Origin of the sequence: Pseudomonas sp. BIGb0176 (assembly GCF_024810175.1) — a bacterium.
Taxonomy (GTDB): domain Bacteria; phylum Pseudomonadota; class Gammaproteobacteria; order Pseudomonadales; family Pseudomonadaceae; genus Aquipseudomonas; species Aquipseudomonas protegens.
In genome coordinates this window covers 400027-425747 of the sequence record NZ_JANUEC010000003.1, presented here as the reverse complement: position 1 = coordinate 425747, position 25721 = coordinate 400027, and the positions used below count along the sequence as shown (strand labels likewise).

Annotated in this window: 23 protein-coding genes; 11 read left to right on the top strand and 12 right to left on the bottom strand. The window is 62.4% G+C overall.

Translation table 11 applies throughout. From position 1 onward, the window contains the following. Positions 1 to 90: 90 nt before the first annotated feature. Together M2395_RS20055 and M2395_RS20050 are read right to left on the bottom strand one after the other, a co-directional pair. The gene (locus tag M2395_RS20055; RefSeq protein ID WP_011063076.1) at positions 91 to 1083 is read right to left on the bottom strand and encodes an NAD(P)-dependent oxidoreductase; all 993 of its coding nucleotides are present in this window, start codon (positions 1081 to 1083) and stop codon (positions 91 to 93) included. Positions 1084 to 1180: 97 nt separating this feature from the next. Next, entirely contained in the window at positions 1181 to 2080 is a 900-nt protein-coding gene (locus M2395_RS20050) for a LysR family transcriptional regulator ArgP (protein ID WP_015636800.1), read from the bottom strand. Between the two features lie 110 nt (positions 2081 to 2190). Here M2395_RS20050 and M2395_RS20045 point away from each other — a divergent pair, with 110 nt between their 5' ends. From M2395_RS20045 to M2395_RS20010, 8 genes are all read left to right on the top strand, one after another. Then, positions 2191 to 2595: an ACT domain-containing protein gene (locus M2395_RS20045; protein WP_011063078.1), complete on the top strand. Its 405-nt coding sequence runs from the start codon at positions 2191 to 2193 to the stop codon at positions 2593 to 2595. A gap of 2 nt (positions 2596 to 2597) precedes the next feature. After that, entirely contained in the window at positions 2598 to 3200 is a 603-nt protein-coding gene (locus tag M2395_RS20040; protein WP_011063079.1) for a LysE/ArgO family amino acid transporter, read from the top strand. Between the two features lie 176 nt (positions 3201 to 3376). Further along, entirely contained in the window at positions 3377 to 3973 is a 597-nt protein-coding gene (locus M2395_RS20035; RefSeq protein ID WP_011063080.1) for a superoxide dismutase, read from the top strand. Positions 3974 to 4276: 303 nt separating this feature from the next. Next, entirely contained in the window at positions 4277 to 6328 is a 2052-nt protein-coding gene (locus M2395_RS20030) for a bifunctional diguanylate cyclase/phosphodiesterase (protein ID WP_011063081.1), read from the top strand. 162 nt (positions 6329 to 6490) lie between these two features. Next, positions 6491 to 7831 (top strand): imelysin family protein, encoded by a 1341-nt coding sequence (locus tag M2395_RS20025; RefSeq protein WP_011063082.1) that lies wholly within the window; start codon positions 6491 to 6493, stop codon positions 7829 to 7831. Positions 7832 to 8031: 200 nt separating this feature from the next. Next, the gene (locus M2395_RS20020) at positions 8032 to 9453 is read left to right on the top strand and encodes a di-heme oxidoredictase family protein (RefSeq protein WP_123431356.1); all 1422 of its coding nucleotides are present in this window, start codon (positions 8032 to 8034) and stop codon (positions 9451 to 9453) included. A gap of 43 nt (positions 9454 to 9496) precedes the next feature. Beyond that, the gene (locus M2395_RS20015; RefSeq protein WP_123431357.1) at positions 9497 to 10561 is read left to right on the top strand and encodes an imelysin family protein; all 1065 of its coding nucleotides are present in this window, start codon (positions 9497 to 9499) and stop codon (positions 10559 to 10561) included. 2 nt (positions 10562 to 10563) lie between these two features. Continuing rightward, positions 10564 to 11661 carry a DUF1513 domain-containing protein gene (locus M2395_RS20010; protein ID WP_123431447.1) on the top strand — a complete coding sequence of 366 codons (1098 nt, stop codon included), beginning with the start codon at positions 10564 to 10566 and terminating at the stop codon, positions 11659 to 11661. Between the two features lie 62 nt (positions 11662 to 11723). On the opposite strand, the gene M2395_RS20005 is transcribed toward M2395_RS20010, so the two are convergent. The 5 genes from M2395_RS20005 to colR form a co-directional block, all read right to left on the bottom strand. After that, a complete protein-coding gene (locus tag M2395_RS20005) occupies positions 11724 to 11948 on the bottom strand; it encodes a hypothetical protein (RefSeq protein ID WP_011063086.1) in 225 nt (74 codons plus the stop codon). A gap of 2 nt (positions 11949 to 11950) precedes the next feature. After that, the gene (locus M2395_RS20000; RefSeq protein ID WP_011063087.1) at positions 11951 to 12664 is read right to left on the bottom strand and encodes a lipopolysaccharide kinase InaA family protein; all 714 of its coding nucleotides are present in this window, start codon (positions 12662 to 12664) and stop codon (positions 11951 to 11953) included. A gap of 4 nt (positions 12665 to 12668) precedes the next feature. Beyond that, on the bottom strand, positions 12669 to 13349 hold the full coding sequence (locus M2395_RS19995; RefSeq protein WP_011063088.1) for a class I SAM-dependent methyltransferase: 681 nt from the start codon (positions 13347 to 13349) through the stop codon (positions 12669 to 12671). 198 nt (positions 13350 to 13547) lie between these two features. After that, entirely contained in the window at positions 13548 to 14828 is a 1281-nt protein-coding gene (locus M2395_RS19990) for a HAMP domain-containing sensor histidine kinase (RefSeq protein WP_011063089.1), read from the bottom strand. Beyond that, complete coding sequence (gene colR / locus M2395_RS19985; RefSeq protein WP_011063090.1) at positions 14818 to 15501, bottom strand: two-component system response regulator ColR; 684 nt, start codon at positions 15499 to 15501, stop codon at positions 14818 to 14820. The genes M2395_RS19990 and colR overlap by 11 nt, the downstream gene beginning before the upstream one ends. 204 nt (positions 15502 to 15705) lie before the next feature. Here colR and M2395_RS19980 point away from each other — a divergent pair, with 204 nt between their 5' ends. Next, the gene (locus M2395_RS19980) at positions 15706 to 17655 is read left to right on the top strand and encodes an LTA synthase family protein (RefSeq protein ID WP_123431358.1); all 1950 of its coding nucleotides are present in this window, start codon (positions 15706 to 15708) and stop codon (positions 17653 to 17655) included. 141 nt (positions 17656 to 17796) lie between these two features. On the opposite strand, the gene groL is transcribed toward M2395_RS19980, so the two are convergent. The 4 genes from groL to M2395_RS19960 all read right to left on the bottom strand — a co-directional run bounded on the left by groL (position 17797) and on the right by M2395_RS19960 (position 21310). Continuing rightward, positions 17797 to 19440, bottom strand: a complete 1644-nt coding sequence (gene groL, locus M2395_RS19975) for a chaperonin GroEL (protein ID WP_011063092.1) — start codon at positions 19438 to 19440, stop codon at positions 17797 to 17799. A gap of 49 nt (positions 19441 to 19489) precedes the next feature. Further along, positions 19490 to 19783 (bottom strand): co-chaperone GroES, encoded by a 294-nt coding sequence (locus tag M2395_RS19970; RefSeq protein ID WP_011063093.1) that lies wholly within the window; start codon positions 19781 to 19783, stop codon positions 19490 to 19492. A gap of 252 nt (positions 19784 to 20035) precedes the next feature. Next, on the bottom strand, positions 20036 to 20512 hold the full coding sequence (locus M2395_RS19965) for an FxsA family protein (RefSeq protein WP_011063094.1): 477 nt from the start codon (positions 20510 to 20512) through the stop codon (positions 20036 to 20038). Between the two features lie 66 nt (positions 20513 to 20578). Continuing rightward, positions 20579 to 21310 carry a HugZ family protein gene (locus tag M2395_RS19960; RefSeq protein ID WP_015636806.1) on the bottom strand — a complete coding sequence of 244 codons (732 nt, stop codon included), beginning with the start codon at positions 21308 to 21310 and terminating at the stop codon, positions 20579 to 20581. A gap of 164 nt (positions 21311 to 21474) precedes the next feature. Between M2395_RS19960 and M2395_RS19955 the strand changes: the two genes are divergently transcribed. Continuing rightward, on the top strand, positions 21475 to 22233 hold the full coding sequence (locus M2395_RS19955; protein WP_015636807.1) for an SDR family oxidoreductase: 759 nt from the start codon (positions 21475 to 21477) through the stop codon (positions 22231 to 22233). A 101-nt stretch (positions 22234 to 22334) separates the two neighbouring features. Here M2395_RS19955 and apbC read toward each other — a convergent pair whose 3' ends face one another. Further along, complete coding sequence (gene apbC, locus M2395_RS19950; RefSeq protein WP_123431359.1) at positions 22335 to 23429, bottom strand: iron-sulfur cluster carrier protein ApbC; 1095 nt, start codon at positions 23427 to 23429, stop codon at positions 22335 to 22337. 162 nt (positions 23430 to 23591) lie between these two features. On the opposite strand from apbC, the gene metG reads away from it, so the two are divergent. Continuing rightward, complete coding sequence (metG, locus tag M2395_RS19945; protein WP_015636808.1) at positions 23592 to 25637, top strand: methionine--tRNA ligase; 2046 nt, start codon at positions 23592 to 23594, stop codon at positions 25635 to 25637. Positions 25638 to 25721: the final 84 nt, after the last annotated feature.

Here is a 25721-nt window from a genome sequence, read left to right as displayed (position 1 = left end):
AACGCGGTGGTGGCTGAGTGCGGCGAGTATAAACCGCTAATCCGCCCGGCCAATGGACCGGGCCGGGCAAACTCGGTTCAGTCTTTGGTTTCAGCTTATGTCCTGGGCTTTCCACCAGGCGCAGAACTCATCCAGGGCCGCCCACAGGCTGACCTTGGGCTCATAGCCGAGATAATGCCGGGCACGGCTGATATCCAGGGTGAAATTCTTGTTCATGACCTGCATTCCCAGGCGCGACAGAGTCGGCTCCGGTCGCCCCGGCCAGAGCTTGCAGAAACCTTCGTTGAGCGCCGCCACGCCATAGGCCAGGCCGAAGGAACGATAACGGGTGACTTGCGGCACCTGCATCTGGCGCATCACATAATTGACCACATCCCACAAAGGCACCGGTGTGCCGTTGCTGATGTTGTAGGCCTTGCCCAAGGCCGAGCCGCTGGCGTGCAGGCTGCTGAACAACGCCTCGTTGAGGTTGTGCACACTGGTGAAATCGACCTTGTTCAGGCCGTTGCCGACAATGGCCAGGCGGCCCTTGCGCTGCATCTTCAACAGCCGCGGGAAGATGCTCATGTCGCCGGCGCCGGTGACGAAGCGCGGGCGCAGGGCAAGCACTTCAAGGCCGAACTCCTGGGCGCCGAAGACCTTTTGCTCGGCCAGGTACTTGGTGGCCGCATAAGGATGCCGGAAGCGCTTGGGCACTTGTTCCTCGGTCAACCCCAGGTGATCCCGGCCGTCGAAGTAGATCGAGGGCGAAGACAGGTGCACCAGCCGCTGCACCCGCTGCTTGAGGCAGGCTTCGACCACGTTCTCGGTGACCAGCACATTGCCCTGGTGGAAGTCCTGGTAGCGCCCCCACAAGCCCACGGCACCGGCGCAATGCACCACGCTGTCGACGTCGCGGCACAGCTCGCGCACCAGATCGGCATCGCTCAGGTCACCCTGGACGAACTCAGCGCCACGGCGCACCAGATGCTCCACGGCTTCGGCGCGACGGCCATTGACCCGCACCTCCAGGCCCTGCTCAAGGGCAAAGCGGGCGAAGCGCCCGCCGATGAAGCCGCTTGCGCCGGTAACCAGAATCTTCATGAAATATTCCTAAGAAAGCAGTGACGAGCTACGAGCTACAAGCTGCAAGTTAAAAATCAGTGCGCAAGCTGTCTACTTGCAGCTTGTCGCTTGACGCTTACGGCTGCTCCCAGGGCACCAGCCATTGTGCCGACAAACGTGCCAGGTGCTCGGTGAGCAGCCCCAGCAATTGGCCGCCGTTGCGCCAATGATGCCAGTACAGCGGCACATCGATGGGTTTATCCGGCAACAGTTCCAACAGCAGGCCCCGCTCGAGCTGCTCGCGGACCTGCAACTCGGGCACCAGCCCCCAGCCCAGGCCGGCCTCGGTCAGGCGAATGAAGCCCTCGGAAGACGGGCACAGATGATGCTCGAAAGCACCGTCCACGCCCAGGGAAGCCAGGTAGCGATGCTGCAGGAAATCGTCGGGGCCAAACACCAGCGCCGGTGTGCGCGGCAACTGCTCGGCACGCACGCCCTGGGGAAAATGCCGGGCGATGAATTCCGGGCTGGCCATGGCCCGGTAGCGCATGGCCCCCAGCAGCAGGCTGCGGGCCCCGGCCACCGGGCGCTCGCTGGCACAGACGCAGGCCGCCACTTCCCCGGCGCGCATGCGCTTGAGGCCGACGGTCTGGTCTTCCACCACGAGGTCCAGGAGCAGATGGTGCTCGGCGCAAAAATCGCCCACAGCGCCAGCCCACCAGGTGGCCAGGCTGTCGGCGTTGAGGGCGATGCGCAAGCGCTCCGGCAGGCCCTCCTCGTCCAGCGCCGGCACCAGGCTTTGCAGGTCGCGCTCCAGCAGGCGCACCTGCTGCACATGGTTGAGCAGGCGCCGGCCGATTTCCGTCGGCGCCGGCGGCGTCACCCGCACCAGCACTGGCTGGCCGACCCGGGCCTCCAGCAGTTTGATCCGCTGGGAAATCGCCGACTGTGACAAACCCAGCACCTGGGCCGCCCGCTCGAACCCTGCCTGCTCGATCACTGCGGCCAAGGCCGAGAGCAACTTGTAGTCGAACATCAGTTTTCCTAATGAGAGATCAGCAATATTGGTTTTTCTTATACAACCCGGGCCGGGAAAATAGCCAGCGTAAAGCCTCAGCAATGCCTCTTCGTTCAAGGATTCCGTTCATGGCCGGTGAAACCTCCCTCGCAACCCTGCTGCGCAGCATGAGCCCGCAGCTCAATGACGGCGAGTACGTGTTCTGCTCCCTCCCCGACCGCAGCCTGCTGCAGGACTGCGAAGTGCTGGGCAGTTTTCGCGAGCGCGAAGGCCTGACCGTGATTCTCCCGCGCCAGCAGGCCGAGCGCCTGGGCCTGGGCTTTGACTATGTAGCCGCCTGGATCACCCTCAACGTGCATTCGGCGCTCGAAGCCGTGGGCCTGACCGCTGCCTTCGCCGGGGCCCTGGGCAAGGCCGGGATCAGTTGCAACGTGATCGCCGGCTACTACCACGACCACCTGTTTGTCGGCCAGGCGGATGCCGGGCGGGCCATGCAGGTATTGCAACAACTGGCCGCCGGCGAGGAGCAATAACCATGTGGCAAAGCTATGTGAATGGCCTGTTGGTGGCCTTCGGCCTGATCATGGCCATCGGTACTCAGAACGCTTTCGTCCTGGCCCAGAGCCTGCGCCGCGAGCACCACCTGCCGGTGGCGGCGCTTTGCGTCACCTGTGATGCGTTGCTTGTGGCGGCCGGCGTGTTCGGCCTGGCCACCGTGCTCACCCAGAGCCCGATGCTGCTGGCGGTGGCACGCTGGGGCGGCGCGGCATTCCTGATCTGGTATGGCGCCCAGGCATTGCGCCGTGCCTGCTCGAAACAGAGCCTGCAGCAGGGCGAAGGACAGACCGTGCGTTCGCTGCGGGCGGTGATGCTCAGCGCCCTGGCGGTGACCCTGCTCAACCCCCACGTGTACCTGGACACGGTGCTGCTGATCGGCTCGCTGGGGGCCCAGCAGACCGAACCGGGCGCCTATGTGGTGGGGGCCGCGAGCGCTTCGCTGCTGTGGTTCTTCACCCTGGCGCTGGGCGCCGCCTGGCTGGCTCCGTGGCTGGCGCGCCCGAGCACCTGGAGGATACTCGACCTGCTGGTGGCGGTGATGATGTTCAGCGTCGCCCTGCAGTTGATCAGCGCCGCGTGACTTATTCCAAAAGGCTCTGGAACCTCTATCCCACACAGTTGTTGCGTGGTTAAGCCGCACCCCCGGTGCTATGATCCGAACCCTGCGCCGCAAAGAGTACAAACTCCCCGGCGCTTGTCTGGCCGCCCGTGATCGGCCTTGCGCTCACCGCAACTGACCTGATTAGGAGAATCATCATGGCTTTCGAATTGCCGCCGCTGCCCTATGCACACGACGCTCTGCAGCCGCACATTTCCAAGGAAACCCTGGAATACCACCACGACAAGCACCACAACACCTACGTCGTGAACCTGAACAACCTGGTGCCAGGCACCGAGTTCGAAGGCAAGACTCTGGAAGAGATCGTCAAAACCTCTTCGGGCGGCATCTTCAACAACGCAGCCCAGGTCTGGAACCACACTTTCTACTGGAACTGCCTGGCGCCAAACGCCGGCGGCCAACCTACCGGCGCCCTGGCTGAAGCCATCAACGCTGCGTTCGGTTCGTTCGACAAGTTCAAAGAAGAATTCACCAAGACTTCGGTTGGCACCTTCGGTTCCGGCTGGGGCTGGCTGGTGAAAAAGGCTGACGGTTCCCTGGCCCTGGCCAGCACCATCGGCGCCGGCAACCCGCTGACCAGCGGCGACACCCCGCTGCTGACCTGCGACGTCTGGGAACACGCCTACTACATCGACTACCGCAACGTTCGCCCAAAATACGTCGAAGCGTTCTGGAACCTGGTCAACTGGAAATTCGTGGCTGAGCAGTTCGAAGGCAAGAACTTCGTCGCTTAAGTCCGTTTGCAGTGTAAAAAACCCGGCCTGGCCGGGTTTTTTTTGCCTGTGGCAAAGCCGGGATCTTGTCCCGCCCACCTGAAGCGCTAAGATTCATGGCAGGTAAAAAACAACGCCGCCCCTCAAGTTGCAAGGCGTCGCTACCGACACACTATCCACAGCACGAGCAATCCTGATTCTGATCACCCGGGCCTGGCCCGCAGACATCCTGTTCTCGGCACTAATGTCACTTTGACGGCCATCACGGGATTGCCAATACTCATGGCAACTTGACGCTACACGCACGGAACAAGGAATAGCCCTTTGAAGCTGGAACTCAAAAACAGCTTGTCGGTGAAGTTGCTCCGGGTTGTGCTGCTGTCGGCACTCATAGTGGGCGTGGTCCTGAGCTGCGCCCAGATCGTCTTCGATGCCTACAAGACTCGGCAGGCGGTAGCTAGCGATGCCCAGCGCATTCTCGACATGTTTCGCGACCCATCGACACAGGCGGTCTACAGCCTGGACCGGGAAATGGGCATGCAAGTCATTGAAGGCCTGTTCCAGGATGACGCTGTGCGCATGGCCTCCATTGGCCACCCGAACGAGACCATGCTCGCGGAGAAATCCCGCGACCTGCAGAAATCCTCCAGCCGCTGGCTGACCGACCTGATCCTCGGTCAGGAACGCACCTTCACTACGCAATTGGTGGGCCGTGGCCCCTACAGCGAATATTACGGCGACCTGAGCATCACCCTCGACACCGCCACTTATGGCCAGGGCTTCATCGTCAGTTCGGTGATCATCTTCATTTCCGGAGTCCTGCGGGCCCTGGCCATGGGCCTGGTGCTGTACCTGGTCTATCACTGGCTGCTGACCAAGCCGCTGTCGCGAATCATCGAGCACCTGACCACCATCAACCCCGACCGCCCCAGCGAACACCAGTTGCCCCTGCTCAAGGGCCACGAGAAGAACGAGCTGGGGATCTGGATCAATACCGCCAACCAGTTGCTGGCCTCCATCGAACGCAACACCCACTTGCGTCACGAGGCGGAAAACAGCCTGTTGCGCATGGCCCAGTACGACTTCCTCACCGGCTTGCCAAACCGCCAGCAGTTGCAACAGCAACTGGACAAGATCCTGGTGGACGCCGGGCGCCTGCAACGCCGGGTGGCGGTGCTCTGTGTCGGCCTGGATGATTTCAAGGGCATCAACGAACAGTTCAGCTACCAGACCGGCGACCAGCTGTTGCTGGCCCTGGCCGACCGCCTGCGCGGCCACAGCGGCCGGCTTGGCGCCCTGGCGCGCCTGGGGGGCGATCAGTTCGCCCTGGTCCAGGCCGATATCGAACAGCCTTACGAAGCTGCGGAACTGGCCCAGAGCATCCTCGATGACCTTGAGGCCACCTTCGCCCTGGATCACCAGGAAATCCGCCTGCGTGCCACCATCGGTATCACCCTGTTCCCGGAAGACGGCGACAGCACGGAAAAGCTCCTGCAAAAAGCCGAACAGACCATGACCCTGGCCAAGACCCGGTCACGCAATCGGTATCAGTTCTATATCGCCAGCGTCGACAGCGAGATGCGTCGCCGCCGCGAGCTGGAAAAAGACCTGCGCGAGGCCCTGGCCCGGGATCAGTTCTTCCTCGTCTACCAACCGCAGATCAGCTATCGCGACCACCGTGTGGTGGGCGTCGAAGCGCTGATCCGCTGGCAGCACCCCGAGCATGGCCTGGTGCCGCCAGACCTGTTCATTCCCCTGGCGGAACAGAACGGCACCATCATCGCCATCGGCGAATGGGTGCTGGACCAGGCCTGCCGCCAGCTGCGGGAATGGCACGACATGGGTTTCAGCGACCTGCGCATGGCGGTCAACCTGTCCACCGTGCAACTGCACCACGCCGAGTTGCCACGGGTGGTCAACAATCTGTTGCAGATCTACCGCCTGCCGCCCCGCAGCCTGGAGCTGGAAGTCACCGAAACCGGCCTGATGGAAGACATCAGCACCGCCGCCCAGCACCTGCTGAGCCTGCGTCGCTCCGGCGCCCTGATTGCCATCGACGACTTCGGCACTGGCTATTCGTCCCTGAGCTACCTCAAGAGCCTGCCCCTGGACAAGATCAAGATCGACAAGAGCTTCGTCCAGGACCTGCTGGATGACGACGACGATGCCACCATCGTGCGCGCGATCATCCAGCTGGGTAAGAGCCTGGGCATGCAGGTGATCGCCGAGGGCGTGGAAACTGCCGAGCAGGAGGCCTACATCATCTCCGAAGGCTGCCACGAAGGTCAGGGCTACCACTACAGCAAACCCCTGCCCGCCCGGGAGCTGGGGGCCTACCTGAAACAGGCCCAGCGCAGCAATGCGGCAATCCTCTGAGCCAGGCACGGCGCTGGCGAACCTGACCCAGCGCAATCCCCTGTTGAATAAGAAATATTTCCAGGTACAACCCTTTACACATAATGCAAATCTTTCGCATTATGTCGCAGCTTTTGCGCGCCCCCGCGCCGTCCACTCCCCTCTCGAAGCAGGATGTTCGCCATGATTCGTATGCCTCTGGCTACCGCCAGTCTGTTGGCCATCGCAATTTCCCTCGCCGGCTGCGGCGAAGGCAAAGACGACAAGGCTGCCGCCCAAGCGCCGACCCCGGCCACCAGCACTGCCACCCCAGCGGCCGATGCAGCCGGCAAGGTCGACGAAGCGGCTGCCAAGGCCGTGGTCGCGCATTACGCCGACATGGTCTTCGCCGTATACAGCGACTCCGAATCCACCGCGAAAACCCTGCAGACCGCCATCGATGCCTTCCTCGCCAAGCCCAACGACGACACCCTGAAAGCCGCCAAGGCTGCCTGGGTCGCCGCTCGCGTGCCTTACCTGCAGAGCGAAGTGTTCCGCTTCGGCAACACCATCATCGATGACTGGGAAGGTCAGGTGAACGCCTGGCCCCTGGACGAAGGCCTGATCGACTACGTCGACAAGAGCTACGAGCACGCACTGGGCAACCCGGGTGCCACCGCCAACATCATCGCCAACACCGAGATCCAGGTCGGCGAAGACAAGGTCGACGTAAAAGACATCACCCCGGAAAAACTCGCCAGCCTGAACGAGCTGGGCGGTGCCGAGGCCAACGTCGCCACCGGCTACCACGCCATCGAATTCCTGCTCTGGGGCCAGGACCTCAACGGCACCGGCCCTGGCGCCGGCGCCCGCCCTGCTTCGGACTACCTGGAAGGTGCCGGTGCCACTGGCGGCCACAACGACCGTCGTCGTGCCTACCTGAAGGCCGTGACCCAACTGCTGGTCAACGACCTGGAAGAAATGGTCGGCAACTGGAAGCCGGACGTGGCCGACAACTACCGCGCCACCCTGGAAGCCGAGCCGGCCGAGACCGGCCTGCGCAAGATGCTGTTCGGCATGGGCAGCCTGTCCCTGGGTGAACTGGCCGGCGAGCGGATGAAGGTTTCCCTGGAAGCCAACTCCCCTGAAGACGAGCAGGACTGCTTCAGCGACAACACCCACAACTCGCACTTCTACGACGCCAAGGGCATCCGCAACGTCTACCTGGGCGAGTACACCCGTACCGACGGCACCAAGATGAGCGGCGCCAGCCTGTCGTCCCTGGTGGCCAAGGCCGACCCGGCCGCCGACGCGGCCCTGAAAGCCGACCTGGCGGCCACCGAAGCCAAGATCCAGGTCATGGTCGACCACGCCAACAAGGGCGAGCACTACGACCAACTGATTGCGGCGGGCAACGAGTCCGGCAACCAGATCGTGCGTGACGCCATCGCCGCTCTGGTCAAGCAGACCGGCTCGATCGAGCAGGCCGCCGGCAAGCTGGGCATCAGCGACCTGAACCCGGACAACGCAGATCACGAATTCTGATCAGCGTTGCGCCAGGCAGAAAGGCGGCCCTCGGGTCGCCTTTTTTGTGCCCGTCGCAGCCGTTTGCACAACCTGCAACATCGTTGCCTGCGCCCCGGCCAGCTTGTCCTGGGTCAAACCAAACGATAATTCCTCTTATTCAATCCAGGCCGCCCTGTTAGACTTTGCGCCCTTGTTTTGCTCGTCTTGCAGGATGTCCGATGCCCTCGTTGCCGCTTCGCTGGTCCGCTCTGTTCATGGCCCTGAGCCTGAGTGCCTGCGATGACGCGCCGCGCTTTACCCAGGCCGAACCTGGAGAAGCCCGGGCGGGCGGCGCGACCACGGTCAACAAGAGCGATCGCAATGCCTTCTCCCTGCCGTCGGCCAACCTGCCACCCACCCGGCGCCTGGACTTCAGCGTCGGCAACAGTTTCTTCCGCAGCCCCTGGGTCATCGCCCCCTCCACCACCACCGCCCGCGACGGCCTCGGCCCGTTGTTCAACACCAACGCCTGCCAGAACTGCCACGTCAAGGACGGGCGCGGCCATCCCCCAGCGCCGGATGCGCTGAACGCGGTGTCAATGCTGGTGCGCCTGTCGATCCCCGACGATCCGGCCTTTGCCAGGCTCATCGAACAGGCAGGCATCGTTCCGGAGCCGGTGTACGGCGGCCAGTTGCAGGACATGGCCATTCCCGGGGTCGCTCCCGAAGGCCGGGTACGGGTGGACTACGATCCCCTGCCGGTACGCTTCCAGGACGGCACTCAAGTGGAGCTGCGCAAACCCAAGCTGCAGATCACCGACCTGGGCTACGGGCCTATGCACCCGGACACGCGTTTTTCCGCCCGGGTGGCGCCACCGATGATCGGCCTGGGGCTGCTGGAAGCCATTCCCGAAGAGGCGATCCTGGCCAATGCCAGGCCGGCGAATAAAAATGCCATCGCCGGCCGGCCCAACTGGGTCTGGGATGACGCCCTGCAAAAGACCGTACTCGGGCGTTTTGGCTGGAAAGCCGGGCAACCCAACCTCAATCAACAAAATGTTCACGCGTTTTCTGGTGATATGGGCCTGACCACCCGTCTGAGACCCTTCGATGACTGCACCGACGCGCAAACCGCCTGCAAGCAGGCCCCCAATGGCAACGGCCCGGATGGCGAGCCGGAGGTCAGCGACAACATCCTGCGCCTGGTGCTGTTCTATACCCGCAACCTGGCGGTGCCGGCACGTCGCGATGTCGACTCGCCCCAGGTCCTGGCCGGCAAGAACCTGTTCTTCCAGGCCGGCTGCCAGTCCTGCCATACCCCAAGTTTCACCACCGCGGCCAACGCCGCCGAACCCGAGCTGGCCAACCAGGTGATACGCCCCTACAGCGACCTGCTGCTGCATGACATGGGCGATGGCCTTGCGGACCACCGCACGGAGTTCAAGGCCAGTGGCCGCGACTGGCGCACCGCGCCGCTGTGGGGCATCGGCCTGACCGAAACCGTCAGCGGCCACACCCAGTTCCTGCATGACGGCCGCGCCCGCAACCTGATGGAGGCGGTGCTCTGGCACGGCGGCGAAGCCGAAGGCGCGAAACAACAGGTCTTGACCTTCAATGCCCAGCAGCGCGCTGCGTTGCTGGCATTCCTGAATTCTCTATAACGCTCGACTCACACGTTTTCTCCACAATAAAGGGAGCCCGAACATGTTCCGCCCCAAACTGCTGTTCACCAGCCTTGCCGCACTCGCCCTGGGCGCCTGCTCGCCCCAGGACCCACAAGCCGTGACCTCGGCGGCTATCGCCAAGCAGGTCATCCTGCCGACCTACAGTCGCTGGGTCGACGCCGACCGCCAGTTGGCCATCAGTGCCCTGGCCTTCTGTGAAGGCAAGGAAAGCCTGGACACCGCCCGGGCCGACTTCCTCCATGCGCAAAAAGCCTGGGCCGAGCTCCAGCCGTTGCTGATCGGCCCACTGGCCGAGGGCAACCGCTCCTGGCAGGTCCAGTTCTGGCCGGACAAGAAGAACCTGGTGGGCCGTCAGGTGGAGCAACTGGTCACCGCCAACCCGCAGATCGATGCCGCCGCCCTGGCCAAGTCCAGCGTCGTGGTGCAGGGGCTGTCGGCCTACGAATACATCCTCTTCGACAGCAAGATCGACATGGCCGACAGCACGCAGAAAGCCCGCTACTGCCCGCTGCTGACTGCCATTGGTGAGCGCCAGAAACAACTGGCCGAAGAAATCCTGTCGAGCTGGAACACCAACGACGGCATGCTCGCGCAGATGAGCAAGTTCCCCAACCAGCGGTACGCCGATTCCCACGAGGCCATCGCCGACCTGCTGCGGGTCCAGGTCACGGCTCTGGATACCCTGAAGAAGAAGCTCGGCACGCCGATGGGCCGCCAGACCAAGGGCATCCCGCAGCCGTTCCAGGCCGATGCCTGGCGCAGCCAGTCGTCCCTGCAGGGCCTGGAAGCCAGCCTCAGCGCTGCCCAGACAGTCTGGGCCGGGGTCGACAACAAGGGCCTGCGCGGCCTGTTGCCTGCCGATCAGAAGCCTCTGGCCGACAAGATCGACGCCGCCTACGCCGCCTCGCTGAAACTCTTCGCCAGCACCCAGCGCTCGCTGACCGAAATGCTCAGTGACGACGCTGGCCGCCAGCAACTCAACGACCTGTATGACAGCCTCAACGTGGTCCACCGCCTGCATGAAGGCGAATTGGCCAAGGCGCTGGGGATCCAACTGGGCTTCAACGCCAACGACGGTGACTGATGATGCTGCGACGTCAGGCTTTGGCACTGGGCAGCCTGCTGCTCAGTGCGGTGACCTTGGGCGGCTGGACGCTGTTCAAGCAAAAGGGCAAGCAGCCCTTGCTGCTTTCGGCCAGGGACGATGGTGACGGCAAGCATTACGCCGTCGGTTATCAACTGGACGGTAAACAGGTGTTTGCCACCCAGGTCGGCCAACGTTGCCATGACATCATCAACCACCCGCAACTGCCCATCGCCCTGTTCGTGGCGCGGCGCCCGGGCACCGAAAGCTACCTGATCGACCTGCGCAACGGCGCGCTCCTGCAGACCCTGACCGCGCAACCGGACCGGCATTTCTACGGACATGCGGTGATCCACAAGAGCGGCGAATGGCTGTACGCCACCGAGAACGATACCCGGGACCCGGGCCGGGGCTTGCTGGGTGTCTACCGCTTCGAGGGTGAGCGCCTGATGCACAACAGCGAGCTGTCCACCCATGGCATCGGCCCCCACCAGGTGTCATGGATGCCCGACGGGGAAACCCTGGTGGTGGCCAACGGCGGTATCCGTACCGAAGCCGAAAGCCGGGTGGAGATGAACCTCGACGCCATGGAACCGAGCCTGGTCCTGATGCAGCGCGATGGCACGCTGCTGAGCAAGGAAACCCTGGCCCAGCAGATGAATAGCGTGCGCCACATGGGCATTGCCGGCGACGGCACCATAGTCACCGGCCAGCAGTTCATGGGCGCTGCCCACGAATCCTCGGAACTGTTGGCGATCAAGCGTCCCGGCCAGCCTTTCGCCCCCTTCCCGGTAGCCCAGGAACAATTGCAGGCCATGGGGCACTACACCGCCAGCGTGGCAGTGCACAGCGACCTGCGGCTGGTGGCCCTGACCGCTCCCCGGGGCAACCGCTTCTTTATCTGGGACCTGGACAGCGGTGCCGTGCGGGTCGACGCCCCGCTGCCCGATTGCGCCGGTGTCGGAGCGGTAGCCGATGGCTTCGTGGTGACCTCGGGACAAGGTCGCTGCCGCTTCTACGACTGCCGCCAGACGCAAATCGTGGCCAAGCCCCTGGACCTTCCAGCGGGCCTGTGGGACAACCACCTGCATCTGATCTGATCATTTCCGGGCAAACAAAAGGCCTCGCATTGCAAGGCCTTTTTCTAGGGGCTGAACAAGTTTCAACTCTGGGGTTTCAATCCTTGAGCCATGCCGAACATGAACAGCAACAGGTCATGATCGGGCTTGACCGCCACAGAGGCTTTGGCCACCCGCGGCAACAGGCAATGGGCGTCTCCCTGGGCGCTCAGGACCTGCGTGCGCGGCTGCTCCCAGGCAGCCACGGCCAAAGAAGCGACTGCCAAGGCTCCTGCCAGGAACAAACCTCGTGCAATTTCTAGCTTCATCGCTATAAACCTTTGATGGGGCTGCCAAACACCGTCTTGTAAAAGTAGTAGAGCTTTTGCCAGTCCGCGTCATTCCACGACGAATGGCGACGCAGTTGCTTGAGGTCATGGGCTGCGGCCCGGCGGCTGCTCAAGCGCTGGCGGCATTTCTCGAAATCCAGCAGTGCGACTCGCACCTGAGCCTGCTCGCCCTCGCCGTCCACCCGTACGAAAACGTGCTTGGCGTACAGGCAACCATGTTGCCAGCGCCCTTTGTGCATGCGCGCCAGGGTCGCAGCCACTGCCTGCAACAAACGATCATGAAAGGCTTCACCATGGCGCTCGCGCCCACCGGCGGCATACCAGTTGTCGACCTCCATGAAGCCCTCCAGCGCTGCGGTGACCAGCAACGCCTGCCATTGTCGCTCCGGGCCACGCCGGGCCCCGCAGAACACCAGTTCCGGGACCTCTACGTCCAGCAGGCGCAGGCCTTGCAGAGCCTCGCGCTCACGCAGGACCGTCGGTCGCCCGAAAGGGTGCAACCAACTGCGATGAATGTGCCCGATCTGCCGCTTGGCATAGAGCAGGCCGCCGCTACTGCTTTGAATGCGTTGGACGCCGCTCTCGCCGCCTCGACGCTGATTGGGTTCCTCGACCCATTCACCTTGTTTATTCCAGAAGTATTCGAAGCAATCTGTGGGCGCGGCATCCAGTTCCGAAGCACATTCAACAGCCATCCTCTTACCTCTTGCGTAATACGTAGACCCGCCACATGGCGTAGAGCGGAAAGAAGTCCAGGTGCTCCTGGACACGAAAGCCGGCTTGCCTGAATTCTTCTTCGACCGTGGCCGCCGGTAACACAAAACGATTCTGGTAACCCTCCTGCCCAACTTCAGCCTGGCGCTTGCGCTCCATGCGCTTGCGTTTCCAGGCCTTGAAGTTGCCATCGACCCACAACGAGATGATCACGCTGTCACGGCTGACCCGCTGAAACTCCCGTAGCAGCGCCATGCGGTGCTCCGCTTGGCCTATGTGGTGCAATAAACGCATGGAGAAAATGCAGTCCACGGCGTTGTCCGGCAAATCAATGGCAAACGCAGAGGTCTGCAAGGGCCGTACCCGTTTTACCACGTCGGCCGGCTGGGCCACCGTGGCGGTACTCAGCATAGCTGCTGAATTGTCAGCGCCAATGATCACTCGATTGGTTTTTTCTGCCAGCAGCGGCCAGAAACGACCGGCACCGCAGGGCAGGTCCAGTACCAGCCCGGGCTCTCCCGCCAGGGCCAGCGCAGTACGGGCCAATTGTTCGTCACGCTTGTGGGACAACTGCCGCGCCAGACCATCCTGGTGCTTGAGCAGGTATTCCTGGGCGTGTTGGGCATCGTATTTTTCGGAAAATTCCAGCTTGATCGGCGTAGCCATCATCAAAGTCTCCTGCAACTGATGGCGCCACCTTAAGCAGCGACGTGTCAGCGACAGGTCATCCCTTTGTGAAAACTTCGTACCGTCCAACGAGGAAATATTTCAGGGTTTTACAGGCTGAGGACAGTGGCCTGGGGCCACTTAAGAGGAAAAAACGACAAGTGACCGGCCCCGTAAAACAGGGCCGGGAAAGAACAATCAGGCCTTGGCCGAGTTCAGCTGAACGAAAAAACGACAGCCATTGGGCGTCATGGTAGTGAGGCTGACAGTCCAGCCCTGGTTCTCGCAGATCCGCTGCACCAGGGACAGCCCCAGCCCCAGGCCTTCCCCACGCTTTTCATCGCCCCGCACAAACGGCTGGAACATTGCCTCGCGCTTCTCCTCGGGAATGCCCACGCCGCTGTCCTCCACCACGAATCCATCGGGCACCAGGCTCAGGCGGATGAAACCCTGTTCGGTGTAGTGCAAGGCGTTGCGCAGCAGGTTGCCCATCACCGCATGCAGGAAGGTGGCGTTGTAGCGATTGTCACCTGGGGTTCCGGGCTCGAAGATCAGCTCGAGCCCCTTGGCCTCGATGGCTTCGCGCCAGATACCGGTCAAGTCACTGGCCGCCTGGCTCAGGCTCAGCTGCGGCGACATGCTGGCATCTTCACGCTGGGCTCGGGCCAGCATCAGGAAGGTCTGCACCAGCTCGCGCATCTCGTCGCAAGCGCGAGCGATGCGTTCGACCTGGGCTCGCCCACGGGGGTCCAGCCGTGGATTCTCCAGCAGCAGCTCGCAGGAGGTGGCCAGAACCATCAATGGCGTGCGCAGCTCATGACTGACGTCACTGGTGAACAGCCGCTCGCGGCTCAAGGCCTGGCGCAAGCGCCCCAGGGTTGCGTCAAAGGCGATGGCCAGTTCGCCGACCTCGTCCGCGGCATAATCCGGCGCCAAGGGCGGGGCCAGCCCCAGCAACTGGTCCCGGTGACGTACCTGGCGGGCCAGGCGGACCACCGGCGCCATCACCCGGCGAGCCAGGATCCAGCCGAGAAACACCGCCAGCGCCAGGCTCAGGACAAAACCTACCAGCACCACGGCGAACAGCACTCGCTCGCGCTCTTCGAAATCGCTCTGGTCCTGCAGCAGCACATAGCGCCGACCGTCCACCACCTCGACCATGGCGTGATAGGACAACTCCTCGCGGAACACCTCGTGGAAACCCGGATCCAGATGGCGCAAATCCTTGGGCAGCTCGAAGTCGCCGCGCCCGCCACTGTAGTAGAACAACTGGTCGGGCTCGGGACGGTGGCTCCAGTCGCCGACGTTATCCATCAGCAACAGGCGTTGCAGGTCACCGCCCAGGCCTGCGGAGATGAGCTTCTCCTCCACCAGGTGCACCGTCGCCACGATACCCATGGCGAACGCCCCCGCCACCAGTGCGCTCATCAACGCAAAGGCGATGATGATGCGCTGGGCAAGGCTCTGCTTAAACTCCATCTCGGCCCTCGGCCAGGCGGTACCCGACACCGTGCACGGTGTGCAGCAGCGGCTTGGCGAACGGCTTGTCGATCACCTGGCGCAATTGGTGAACGTGGCTGCGCAGGCTGTCGCTGTCCGGGCAATCGTCGCCCCACAGGGCTTCTTCGAGGATCTCCCGACGCAGCACATGGGGGCTTTTCTGCATCAGCACCGCCAGCAGCTTGAGGCCCACGGGGTTGAGCTTGAGCAAGCGGCCTTCGCGGGTGACCTCCAGGGTATCGAGGTCGTAGCTCAGGTCGCCAACCTGCAGCGACCGACGGCCACCACCCTGGGAACGGCGCATCACCGCCTCGATACGCGCCGCCAGTTCCGAGAGAGCGAAGGGTTTGAGCAGGTAGTCATCCGCCCCGGACTTGAAGCCCTGAAGGCGGTCGTCGAGCTGGTCGCGGGCGGTGAGCATGATCACCGGAGTATCACGCCGGGCGTCTTCGCGCAGGCGCTTGCACAGGGTATAGCCATCGATTCCCGGCAGCATGATATCGAGCACGATCAGGTCGTAATGCTCAGTGGCCGCCAGGTGCAACCCGGACAGGCCATCCTGGGCGCAATCCACGGTATAGCCCTTGAGCCCCAGGTAGTCAGCCAGGTTGGCGAGAATATCGCGGTTGTCTTCAACCAGTAGAATTCGCATCGGCACTCTCTCCGTACAGGGTTACGGCCATCTTGGCTCGCGCAGCTTAAGGCCAAGTCCGGCTCGCCGCCAGCCTTGTCGGCCGGTGCCTGGCAGAGTTTTCCCGAGCCTGGGGGCTTAACAATATTTTCACCAGCGGTTCACAAGCTGACTACAGGGACAACCCCAGACTGCGGGCCATTTGCCCCCAAGGAACACCCTCTGATGGATCTTCTCAAGACAGCTCCGGCGCGTTTCGTGCTGCTGCTGACCAGCACCTGGCTGGCGATTTTCCTGCTGACCCGCGGCATTTTGCTGCTCACCCACCTCGACGAAGCCGGTAGCGGCTGGCTGCCGCTGTTTGGCGTCGGCCTGCTCTACGACCTGGGTTTCCTGGCCTATGCCGCCCTGCCCCTGGGCCTGTACCTGGTGCTCTGCCCACCCGCCCTGTGGCGTCGGCGCGGCCACCGCTGGCTGTTGCAGGGCCTGTTCAGCCTGAGCCTGTTCGCCATGCTGTTCACGGCCGTGGCGGAGTGGCTGTTCTGGGATGAATTCGGCGTGCGCTTCAACTTCATCGCCGTCGATTACCTGGTGTACTCCGACGAGGTTCTCAACAACATTCTCGAGTCCTACCCGATCGGCCTGTACATGAGCCTGCTGGCCCTGGCGGCAATCGCCCTGAGCCTGGCCCTGCGCAAGCCCCTGAAGGCTGCGCTGGATGCGCCCTTGCCGCCTCTGCGTGGCCGCCTGCTCAGTGCCCTCGGCCTGCTGCTGGTGGTCGGCGCCAGCCTGCAACTGCTCAGCCAGGACAGCCCGCGCAGCCAAGGCGGCAACGCCTATCAGAACGAACTGGCGAGCAACGGCCCCTATCAGTTCTTTGCCGCCTTTCGCAACAACGAGCTGGACTACCAGCAGTTCTATCGCAGCCTGCCCGCCGATGTGGTGGCCCGCCAGATGCGCGCCGAACTGAATGAACCCAATGCCCGCTTCATCGGCAAGGACCCGCTGGATATCCGGCGCGCCATCGACAACCCGGGGGCTCCACGCACCCCCAACATCGTCCTGGTGACCATAGAAAGCTTCAGCGCCAAATACATGGGCAGCAACGGCGACGACCGCAACCTGACCCCGAACCTGGATGCGTTGCGCGCACAGAGCCTGTACTTCAACAACTTCTACGCCACCGGCACCCGCACCGACCGCGGCCTGGAAGCCATCACCCTGGCGATTCCCCCCACCCCGGGGCGCTCCATCGTCAAGCGCATCGGTCGTGAAAGTGGTTTCGCCAGCCTTGGCCAGCAACTGCGGGCCGTGGGTTACGACAGTGTGTTTGTCTATGGCGGCCGAGGTTACTTCGACAACATGAATGCCTTCTTCAGCGGCAACGGCTACCGCGTGGTGGACCAGAGCAGCGTCGAGGAATCCGAGATCCACTTCAAGAACGCCTGGGGCATGGCCGACGAAGACCTTTACACCCAGACCCTGAAGCTGGCGGACGCCGACTACGCACAGCAGCGGCCCTTCCTGTTGCAACTGATGACCACCTCCAACCATCGCCCTTACACCTATCCCGATGGCCGGATCGACATCAAGTCCGGCAAGGGCCGGGACGGCGCGGTCAAATACACCGACTACGCCATTGGCGAGTTCCTCAAGGCCGCCCGCCAGAAGCCCTGGTTCGACAACACCATTTTCGTGTTTGTCGCCGACCACACCGCAGGCAGCGCGGGCAAGGAAGACCTGCCCATCAGCAACTATCAGATTCCGTTGTTCATCTATGCGCCCAAGCTGATTCCGGCGCGGGAGAATGCACAGCTGGCCAGCCAGATCGACCTGGCGCCAACCCTGCTGGGCCTGTTGAACCTGGACTACGAGTCGACCTTCTTCGGACGCAACCTGCTGCAGGACAACCCTCTGCCTCCCCGGGTGCTGGTGGGCAACTATCAGCACCTGGGCCTGTTCGACGGCCAGGACCTGGCGATTCTCAGCCCGCGCCAGGGGTTGCGCCGGCATGACCAGGCCCTGGGCGCCAGCCAGGAATCCCGGGTACCGGACAGCGATCCGTTGATCCAGCGCGGCATCAGCTACTACCAGAGCGCCAGTTATGGCTTCAAGCAGCAATTGCTGGGCTGGAAGGCGCCCAAGGCAGCGGCGGATGAACTGAGCCAGCGCTGAAGTCGTTCGCGGGCAAGCCCGCTCCTGCAGAAGTGGAGCAGGCTTGCCCGCGAAGATCCAGGCGCCCCCCATATCCGGGGCATAAAAAAGCCCCGCCGGCTTTCACCGGCGGGGCTTTTTCAGTACAGGGGTAAGGCTGGCTTACATCATGCCGCCCATGCCACCCATGCCACCCATGTCTGGCATGCCGCCAGCTGCAGGCTTGTCTTCCACGATTTCAGCAACAGCGGCTTCGGTGGTCAGGATCAGACCGCCGATGGACGAAGCTGCTTGCAGCGCGGAACGGGTTACCTTGGTTGGATCCAGGATGCCCATTTCGATCATGTCGCCGTATTCGCTGGTAGCAGCGTTGTAGCCGAAGTTGCCGGCACCCTGCTTGACCTTGTCCACGACAACGCTTGGCTCGTCACCGGAGTTGGCAACGATCTGGCGCAGTGGAGCTTCGATAGCGCGACGCAGAACAGCGATACCCACGTCCTGGTCGGCGTTGTCGCCTTTCAGGTCGTTGATGCCTTGCAGAGCACGGATCAGGGCTACGCCACCGCCAGGTACCACGCCTTCTTCAACGGCTGCACGGGTAGCGTGCAGGGCGTCTTCAACGCGGGCCTTCTTCTCTTTCATTTCAACTTCGGAACCAGCGCCAACCTTGATCACTGCAACGCCGCCGGACAGCTTGGCCAGACGCTCTTGCAGTTTTTCACGGTCGTAGTCGGACGAAGTGTCGGCGACTTGTTGACGGATCTGAGTCACACGAGCCTGGATGTCCGCTTCAACGCCAGCACCGTCGATGATGGTGGTGTTTTCTTTGGACAGGATCACGCGCTTGGCGTTACCCAGGTGCTCCAGGGTGGTGCTTTCCAGGCTCAGGCCGATCTCTTCGGAGATGACGGTACCGCCGGTCAGAACGGCGATGTCCTGCAGCATGGCCTTGCGACGGTCGCCGAAGCCAGGTGCCTTGACGGCAGCGACTTTGACGATGCCACGCATGTTGTTCACAACCAGAGTCGCCAGGGCTTCGCCTTCAACGTCTTCAGCCACGATCAGCAGTGGGCGGCCGGCTTTGGCAACGGCTTCCAGCACTGGCAGCATTTCGCGGATGTTGGAGATCTTCTTGTCCACCAGCAGGATCAGCGGGCCGTCGAGTTCGGCGACCATGGTGTCCGGCTTGTTGATGAAGTAAGGGGACAGGTAGCCGCGGTCGAATTGCATGCCTTCTACGACAGACAGTTCGTTTTCCAGGCCCGAGCCTTCTTCAACGGTGATCACGCCTTCTTTACCAACTTTTTCCATGGCTTCGGCAATGATGTCGCCGATGGAGTTGTCGGAGTTGGCGGAGATGGTGCCGACCTGAGCGATGGCCTTGGAGTCAGCGCATGGCTTGGACAGACCCTTCAGTTCTTTGACGATGGCGATGGTCGCCTTGTCGATACCGCGTTTCAGGTCCATCGGGTTCATGCCGGCAGCGACGGCTTTCAGGCCTTCGTTGACGATCGACTGAGCCAGAACGGTAGCGGTGGTGGTGCCGTCGCCAGCGTCATCGTTGGCACGGGAGGCAACGTCTTTGACCAGCTGCGCGCCCATGTTTTCGAAGCGATCTTTCAGCTCGATTTCTTTGGCAACGGAAACGCCGTCCTTGGTGATGGTCGGAGCGCCGAAGCTCTTCTCGATGATCACGTTACGGCCTTTCGGGCCCAGGGTCGCTTTTACTGCGTCAGCCAGAACGTTGACACCAGTGAGCATTTTCTTGCGGGCGGAATCGCCGAATTTAACTTCTTTAGCAGCCATGATCGATATTCCTTAAATACTGTGTAGTAGCGGGAAAATACGCGGGAAATCAGCCTTCGATAACAGCGAGAATCTCGTTCTCGGCCATTACCAGCAGATCTTCGCCATCGACTTTCACGGTGTTGCTGCCGGAGTACGGGCCAAACACCACTTTGTCACCCACTTTCACGGCCAGCGCACGTACTTCACCGTTGTCCAGCACACGGCCGGTACCTACAGCGACGATTTCGCCACGGTTAGGTTTTTCAGCAGCCGAACCAGGCAGAACGATACCGCCGGCAGTTTTCGATTCTTCTTCGCTGCGACGGATGACGACGCGGTCATGCAGAGGACGAAGCTTCATTGTCGATCTCTCCTAATTGTGGTTTTCAACGGCCGGTGTCGATACCGGCGGGTTAGCAAATCCGGCTTTGCCGGGTGCGGCTCGACAAGCGAGCCGCGGAAGTCTGTCTGGTGTCAGCACCAGAAACCTTGCGGTGACCGTTACATAAGGGCGCATAAGGTTATTACAAGGGCTGGCCGATGAAATTTTTTACATCGCTGGCGCCAAAACGAACACGGCACCCGAAGGTGCCGTGAGACGTGAGCTTCTGACTCAGGAGTCGCGGTGCTCGAATTCGCCTTCGATCACGTTGGGCTCGCGGCCCAGCGGCTGCTGGGGCGCAGGGCCGCCACGGGCGGCACGCATGTCGTCGGCAAAGGCGCGCTGGCGCAGGGCCTGCTCCTCGGCACGCTGGCGCATTTTATTGGCCAGCAGGCGACGGCTGATCGGCAATAGCATCAGCAGGCCGAACACATCGCTGATGAAACCCGGCAGGATCAGCAAACCGCCACCCAGGGCCAGCATCAGGCCCTCGAGCATTTGCTGGGCCGGCAGCTCACCGCGATTGAGGCTTTCACGGGCACGCAGTGCCGTGGCCAGACCGGCCACGCGCAACACCAGCACACCGAGCATCGAACCGAGAATGATCAGCAGCAGCGCCGGGAAAAACCCGATGGCCGCGCTGACCTTGACGAAGACGAACAGCTCGAGCACCGGGAAAAGTAAAAAGAGCAACAGAAAAGGGCGCATCAAATGGTTTCCTCTGCGGAAGAATGCCTTCCAGTAGACCGTAAATGACGTCGCCAATTCGTGAATTCAAGCACCCAGGGGCGGATTTTTCGGCCATTGATCAGCTCGGGCCAGGAAAACCAGGGCCTCGCGTACTTGTGTCGGCGTATTGCAAGGCGCCTGGAAGGGCAGCCAATACAACGCCTGGCCGATGCGCAGGTGCATGCCTTCGGTATCGATCCCGGCCATCTGCGCCGGCGCGTTGTCCGGCAACCCGGTCAACTGGACATAGTGGGCAATGGCCTTGGCATGGTCGCTGTTCATGTGTTCCACCATGCTCAGTTCGGCCTTTCCGGCGAAGGGGTTGGCCAGGGTCAGTTGGTCGACCCAGTGGATCGCCCCGAAGCCGCCGATGTAGCGGTGGCGTACCGGCTTGAGCACCCAGAAATCGAAGTCATGGGCCTTGTGGTAGTTCTGTGACTCGGGAAAGTAACGGTAGTAACGCTCGGCTGCGGCTTCGATGGCAGCCTCATCCTCGAGCTTCTCAGCCTCGGCCAGGTAGGTCAGGCGACCGACTGCCTGCACGTCATCGGCATCGCGCTCACCCACCAGCAGCGAGCACTTGGGATCCTTCTGCAGGTTGTGGGTGTGCTGGGCGATACGGCTGATCAGGATCAGCGGCCGGCCCTCGGCGTCCAGGCAATAGGGCACCACGGACCCGAAGGGAAATCCCGGCATGGCCTTGGAGTGAGTGGACAGCACCCCACGATATTCCTTGAGCAGCAGTTCTCGTGCATTCTTGGCAGCTTCAACGCTCACTTTATGACTCCTTATGTAGAATCCGTCGAAAACGGACGGGCGCCTGGAGCATTGTTCCAGCTACGCCAACAGGGCAATTCTCATCTGCAGCCAGGCCAGGTCCGGCCGCCGAGCGAGGGTTCCCGAAAAGGACTCCCCTCAAGACCAGCTAGCGGGACATGCGAATGCAACTCACTGACAAAGTAATCATTATCACCGGCGGTTGCCAAGGTCTGGGCCGCTCCATGGCCGAGTATTTCGCAGCCAGGGGCGCGCGCCTGGCGTTGGTCGATCTGAACCAGGAAAAGCTCGACCAGGCTGTCGCGGCGTGCAAGACCCACGGCGTCGAAGCCCGTGCCTATCTGTGCAGCGTCGCCGATGAAGAGCAGGTGAACCACATGGTGGCCCAGGTCGCCGAGGACTTTGGCGCCATCCACGGCCTGATCAACAACGCCGGGATCCTGCGCGACGGCCTGCTGGTCAAGGTCAAGGACGGCCAGATGACCAAGATGAGCCTGGCCCAGTGGCAGGCGGTGATCGACGTCAACCTGACCGGGGTCTTCCTCTGTACCCGGGAAGTGGCGGCGAAGATGATCGAGCTCGGAAACAACGGCGCGATCATCAACATTTCTTCGATCTCCCGCGCCGGCAATATCGGCCAGACCAACTATTCCGCAGCCAAGGCCGGGGTCGCGGCAGCCACGGTCACCTGGGCCAAGGAGCTCGCGCGTTACGGTATCCGCGTGGCGGGCATTGCCCCGGGCTTTATCGAAACCGAGATGACTCTGGGCATGAAACCCGAGGCCCTGGAGAAGATGACTGCCGGTATTCCCCTCAAGCGCATGGGCAAGCCGGAAGAGATCGCCCACTCGGCGGCCTATATCTTCGAGAACGACTACTACACCGGGCGCATCCTGGAAATGGACGGCGGCCTGCGGGTCTGATCCTGCCGTCGCAACGGTAGGAGCCGGCTTGCCGGCGAAAGCGATCTTGAGGACGCCTTCGCCGGCAAGCCGGCTCCTACATGACTCACCCGCCTGGGGCTTCAGTCGTCGCTGATGGTGATATTGGGCATCGCCGGAGCGGCCGCTTCTTGCAAGACAATGCGCGCGCCCACATGCCGCGCCAACTCCTGGTAGACCATGGCGATCTGGCTTTCCGGCTCGGCGATCACCGTCGGCTTGCCGCCGTCGGCCTGCTCGCGGATCAGCATCGACAACGGTAGCGAGGCCAGCAGCTCGACGTCGTACTGGCTGGCCAGCTTCTCGCCGCCGCCTTCGCCAAACAGGTGCTCGGCATGGCCACAGTTGGAGCAGATGTGCACCGCCATGTTCTCCACCACGCCCAGCACCGGGATATTGACCTTGCGGAACATCTCCACGCCCTTGCGCGCATCCAGCAGAGCCAGGTCCTGGGGCGTGGTGACGATCACCGCACCGGCCACCGGGACTTTCTGCGCCAGGGTCAGCTGGATGTCGCCGGTGCCTGGCGGCATGTCGATCACCAGGTAGTCCAGGTTGCCCCAGTCGGTCTGGGTCACCAATTGCAGCAAGGCCCCGGAGACCATAGGACCGCGCCAGACCATCGGCGTGTTGTCATCGGTGAGGAAGGCCATGGACATGACCTCCACGCCGTGGGACTCGATCGGCACGAACCACTTCTGGTCCTTGATCTTCGGACGGGTGCCTTCGGCGATGCCGAACATGATGCCCTGGCTCGGACCATAGATATCGGCGTCGAGAATCCCCACCTTGGCGCCTTCGCGGGCCAGGGCCAGGGCCAGGTTGGCCGCGGTGGTGGACTTGCCCACACCGCCCTTGCCGGAAGCCACCGCCACCACGTTCTTGACGTTGGCCAGGCCCGGGATCTGCGCCTGGGCCTTGTGCGCGGCAATGACGCTGCTGATCTCGACCTTGGCCGAGCTCACGCCGTCCAGGCCCTCGATGGCCAGTTGCAGCATCTGCGCCCAGCCACTCTTGAACAGGCCGGCGGCATAACCCAGTTCCATGCGGACCGTGACCCGGTCGCCCTGGACCTCGATGTCCCGCACGCAGCCGGCGTTGACCGGGTCCTGGTTCAGGTAAGGGTCGGTGTATTGACGAAGGACGGCTTCCACCGCTGCGCGATTGACGGCGCTCATGGGCAACTCCGATAACAAGACAGGAAAATCAGCCGGCTATCCTACGCCGCCGACTCCTTCGTGGCGAGAAAGCTTGCTGCGCACAATGTGCCTGGAAGGGTGAAAATTCCGCTCCGGCGCTTTATAGTGGCCGACCTCCGTTTCATCAAGTAGCCGAGCCCCATGTCCGAGCCACGCAAGATCCTCGTCACCAGCGCCCTGCCCTATGCCAATGGTTCCATCCACCTTGGCCACATGCTTGAGTACATCCAGACCGACATGTGGGTGCGCTTCCAGAAGCTACGCGGCAACCAATGCATCTATGTCTGCGCGGACGACGCACACGGCTCGGCCATCATGTTGCGCGCGGAGAAGGAAGGCATCACCCCGGAGCAGTTGATCGCCAACGTGCAGGCTGAACACTGCGCCGACTTTGCCGAGTTCCTGGTGGATTTCGACAACTTCCACTCCACTCACGCCGAAGAAAACCGTGAGCTGTCGAGCCAGATCTACCTCAAGCTGCGGGACGCCGGGCACATCGCCACGCGCTCCATCACCCAGTATTTCGACCCGGAAAAGAAAATGTTCCTGGCCGACCGCTTCATCAAGGGCACCTGCCCGAAATGCGGCACCGAGGACCAGTACGGCGACAACTGCGAAAAATGCGGTGCCACCTATGCCCCGACCGACCTGAAGGATCCTAAGTCGGCGATCTCCGGCGCCACTCCGGTGCTCAAGGACTCCCAGCACTTCTTCTTCAAGCTGCCGGACTTCCAGCAGATGCTGCAGAGCTGGACCCGCAGCGGCACCCTGCAGGACGCCGTGGCCAACAAGATCGCCGAGTGGCTGGACGCCGGCCTGCAGCAGTGGGACATCTCCCGCGATGCACCGTACTTCGGCTTCGAGATCCCGGATGAGCCGGGCAAGTACTTCTATGTGTGGCTGGACGCGCCGATCGGCTACATGGCCAGCTTCAAGAACCTCTGCAGCCGTCGTCCGGAACTGGATTTCGACGCCTTCTGGGGCAAGGACTCCACCGCCGAGCTGTATCACTTCATCGGCAAGGACATCGTCAACTTCCACGCCCTGTTCTGGCCCGCCATGCTCGAAGGCGCCGGCTATCGCAAGCCGACCGGCATCAACGTCCACGGCTACCTGACGGTCAATGGCCAGAAGATGTCCAAGTCCCGTGGCACCTTCATCAAGGCCCGCACCTACCTGGAGCACCTGTCGCCGGAATACCTGCGCTACTACTACGCGTCCAAGCTGGGCCGTGGTGTCGACGACCTGGACCTGAACCTCGAAGACTTCGTGCAGAAGGTCAACTCCGACCTGGTGGGCAAGGTGGTGAACATCGCCAGCCGTTGCGCCGGTTTCATCCACAAGGGCAATGCCGGGGTGATGGTGGACAGCAATGCCGCCCCCGAGCTGACCGAGGCTTTCCTGGCCGCGGCGCCAAGCATCGCCGACGCCTATGAAGCCCGTGACTTCGCCCGGGCCATGCGCGAGATCATGGGCCTGGCCGACCGCGCCAACGCCTGGATCGCCGACAAGGCTCCATGGTCGCTGAACAAGCAGGAAGGCAAGCAGGATGAAGTCCAGGCCATCTGCGCCACTGGCATCAACCTGTTCCGCCAGTTGGTGATCTTCCTCAAACCGGTGCTGCCACTGCTGGCTGCCGATGCCGAGGCCTTCCTCAACGTGGCCCCGCTGACCTGGAACGACCACCAGCAACTGCTGGCCAACCATCAGCTCAACGAATTCAAGCCACTCATGACGCGGATCGACCCGGTAAAAGTGCAAGCCATGACCGATGCCTCCAAGGAAGACCTGGCCGCCAGCCAGACCGACACCGGTGGCCCTAAAGGCAACGGTGAACTGGTGAAGGACCCGCTGTCCGCGGAAATCGACTTCGATGCCTTTGCCGCCATCGACCTGCGTGTCGCCCTGATCGTCAAGGCCGAAGCCGTGGAAGGTGCCGACAAGCTGCTGCGCCTGACCCTGGATATCGGCGACGAACAGCGCAACGTGTTCTCCGGCATCAAGAGCGCCTACCCTGATCCGTCCAAGCTCGATGGCCGCCTGACCATGATGATCGCCAACCTCAAGCCACGGAAAATGAAGTTCGGCATCTCCGAAGGCATGGTGATGGCTGCCGGCCCTGGCGGTGAAGAAATCTACCTGCTGAGCCCGGACAGCGGCGCCAAGCCCGGCCAGCGGATCAAGTAAGGCTGCAGGCTGGACCCCATCCCCCCGTTGCGCCCGGCGCAGCGGGGGGATTTGCATATCTGGCGGGCCCTGCGCCGACGCTGG

Bases quoted from the DNA above. Each gene is read 5' to 3' on its own strand.
- M2395_RS20055 (WP_011063076.1), bottom strand. From the start codon at position 1,083: ATGAAGATTCTGGTTACCGGCGCAAGCGGCTTCATCGGCGGGCGCTTC.
- M2395_RS20050 (WP_015636800.1), bottom strand. From the start codon at position 2,080: ATGTTCGACTACAAGTTGCTCTCGGCCTTGGCCGCAGTGATCGAGCAG.
- M2395_RS20045 (WP_011063078.1), top strand. From the start codon at position 2,191: ATGGCCGGTGAAACCTCCCTCGCAACCCTGCTGCGCAGCATGAGCCCG.
- M2395_RS20040 (WP_011063079.1), top strand. From the start codon at position 2,598: ATGTGGCAAAGCTATGTGAATGGCCTGTTGGTGGCCTTCGGCCTGATC.
- M2395_RS20035 (WP_011063080.1), top strand. From the start codon at position 3,377: ATGGCTTTCGAATTGCCGCCGCTGCCCTATGCACACGACGCTCTGCAG.
- M2395_RS20025 (WP_011063082.1), top strand. From the start codon at position 6,491: ATGATTCGTATGCCTCTGGCTACCGCCAGTCTGTTGGCCATCGCAATT.
- M2395_RS20020 (WP_123431356.1), top strand. From the start codon at position 8,032: ATGCCCTCGTTGCCGCTTCGCTGGTCCGCTCTGTTCATGGCCCTGAGC.
- M2395_RS20015 (WP_123431357.1), top strand. From the start codon at position 9,497: ATGTTCCGCCCCAAACTGCTGTTCACCAGCCTTGCCGCACTCGCCCTG.
- M2395_RS20010 (WP_123431447.1), top strand. From the start codon at position 10,564: ATGCTGCGACGTCAGGCTTTGGCACTGGGCAGCCTGCTGCTCAGTGCG.
- M2395_RS20005 (WP_011063086.1), bottom strand. From the start codon at position 11,948: ATGAAGCTAGAAATTGCACGAGGTTTGTTCCTGGCAGGAGCCTTGGCA.
- M2395_RS20000 (WP_011063087.1), bottom strand. From the start codon at position 12,664: ATGGCTGTTGAATGTGCTTCGGAACTGGATGCCGCGCCCACAGATTGC.
- M2395_RS19995 (WP_011063088.1), bottom strand. From the start codon at position 13,349: ATGGCTACGCCGATCAAGCTGGAATTTTCCGAAAAATACGATGCCCAA.
- M2395_RS19990 (WP_011063089.1), bottom strand. From the start codon at position 14,828: ATGGAGTTTAAGCAGAGCCTTGCCCAGCGCATCATCATCGCCTTTGCG.
- colR (WP_011063090.1), bottom strand. From the start codon at position 15,501: ATGCGAATTCTACTGGTTGAAGACAACCGCGATATTCTCGCCAACCTG.
- M2395_RS19980 (WP_123431358.1), top strand. From the start codon at position 15,706: ATGGATCTTCTCAAGACAGCTCCGGCGCGTTTCGTGCTGCTGCTGACC.
- groL (WP_011063092.1), bottom strand. From the start codon at position 19,440: ATGGCTGCTAAAGAAGTTAAATTCGGCGATTCCGCCCGCAAGAAAATG.
- M2395_RS19970 (WP_011063093.1), bottom strand. From the start codon at position 19,783: ATGAAGCTTCGTCCTCTGCATGACCGCGTCGTCATCCGTCGCAGCGAA.
- M2395_RS19965 (WP_011063094.1), bottom strand. From the start codon at position 20,512: ATGCGCCCTTTTCTGTTGCTCTTTTTACTTTTCCCGGTGCTCGAGCTG.
- M2395_RS19955 (WP_015636807.1), top strand. From the start codon at position 21,475: ATGCAACTCACTGACAAAGTAATCATTATCACCGGCGGTTGCCAAGGT.
- apbC (WP_123431359.1), bottom strand. From the start codon at position 23,429: ATGAGCGCCGTCAATCGCGCAGCGGTGGAAGCCGTCCTTCGTCAATAC.
- metG (WP_015636808.1), top strand. From the start codon at position 23,592: ATGTCCGAGCCACGCAAGATCCTCGTCACCAGCGCCCTGCCCTATGCC.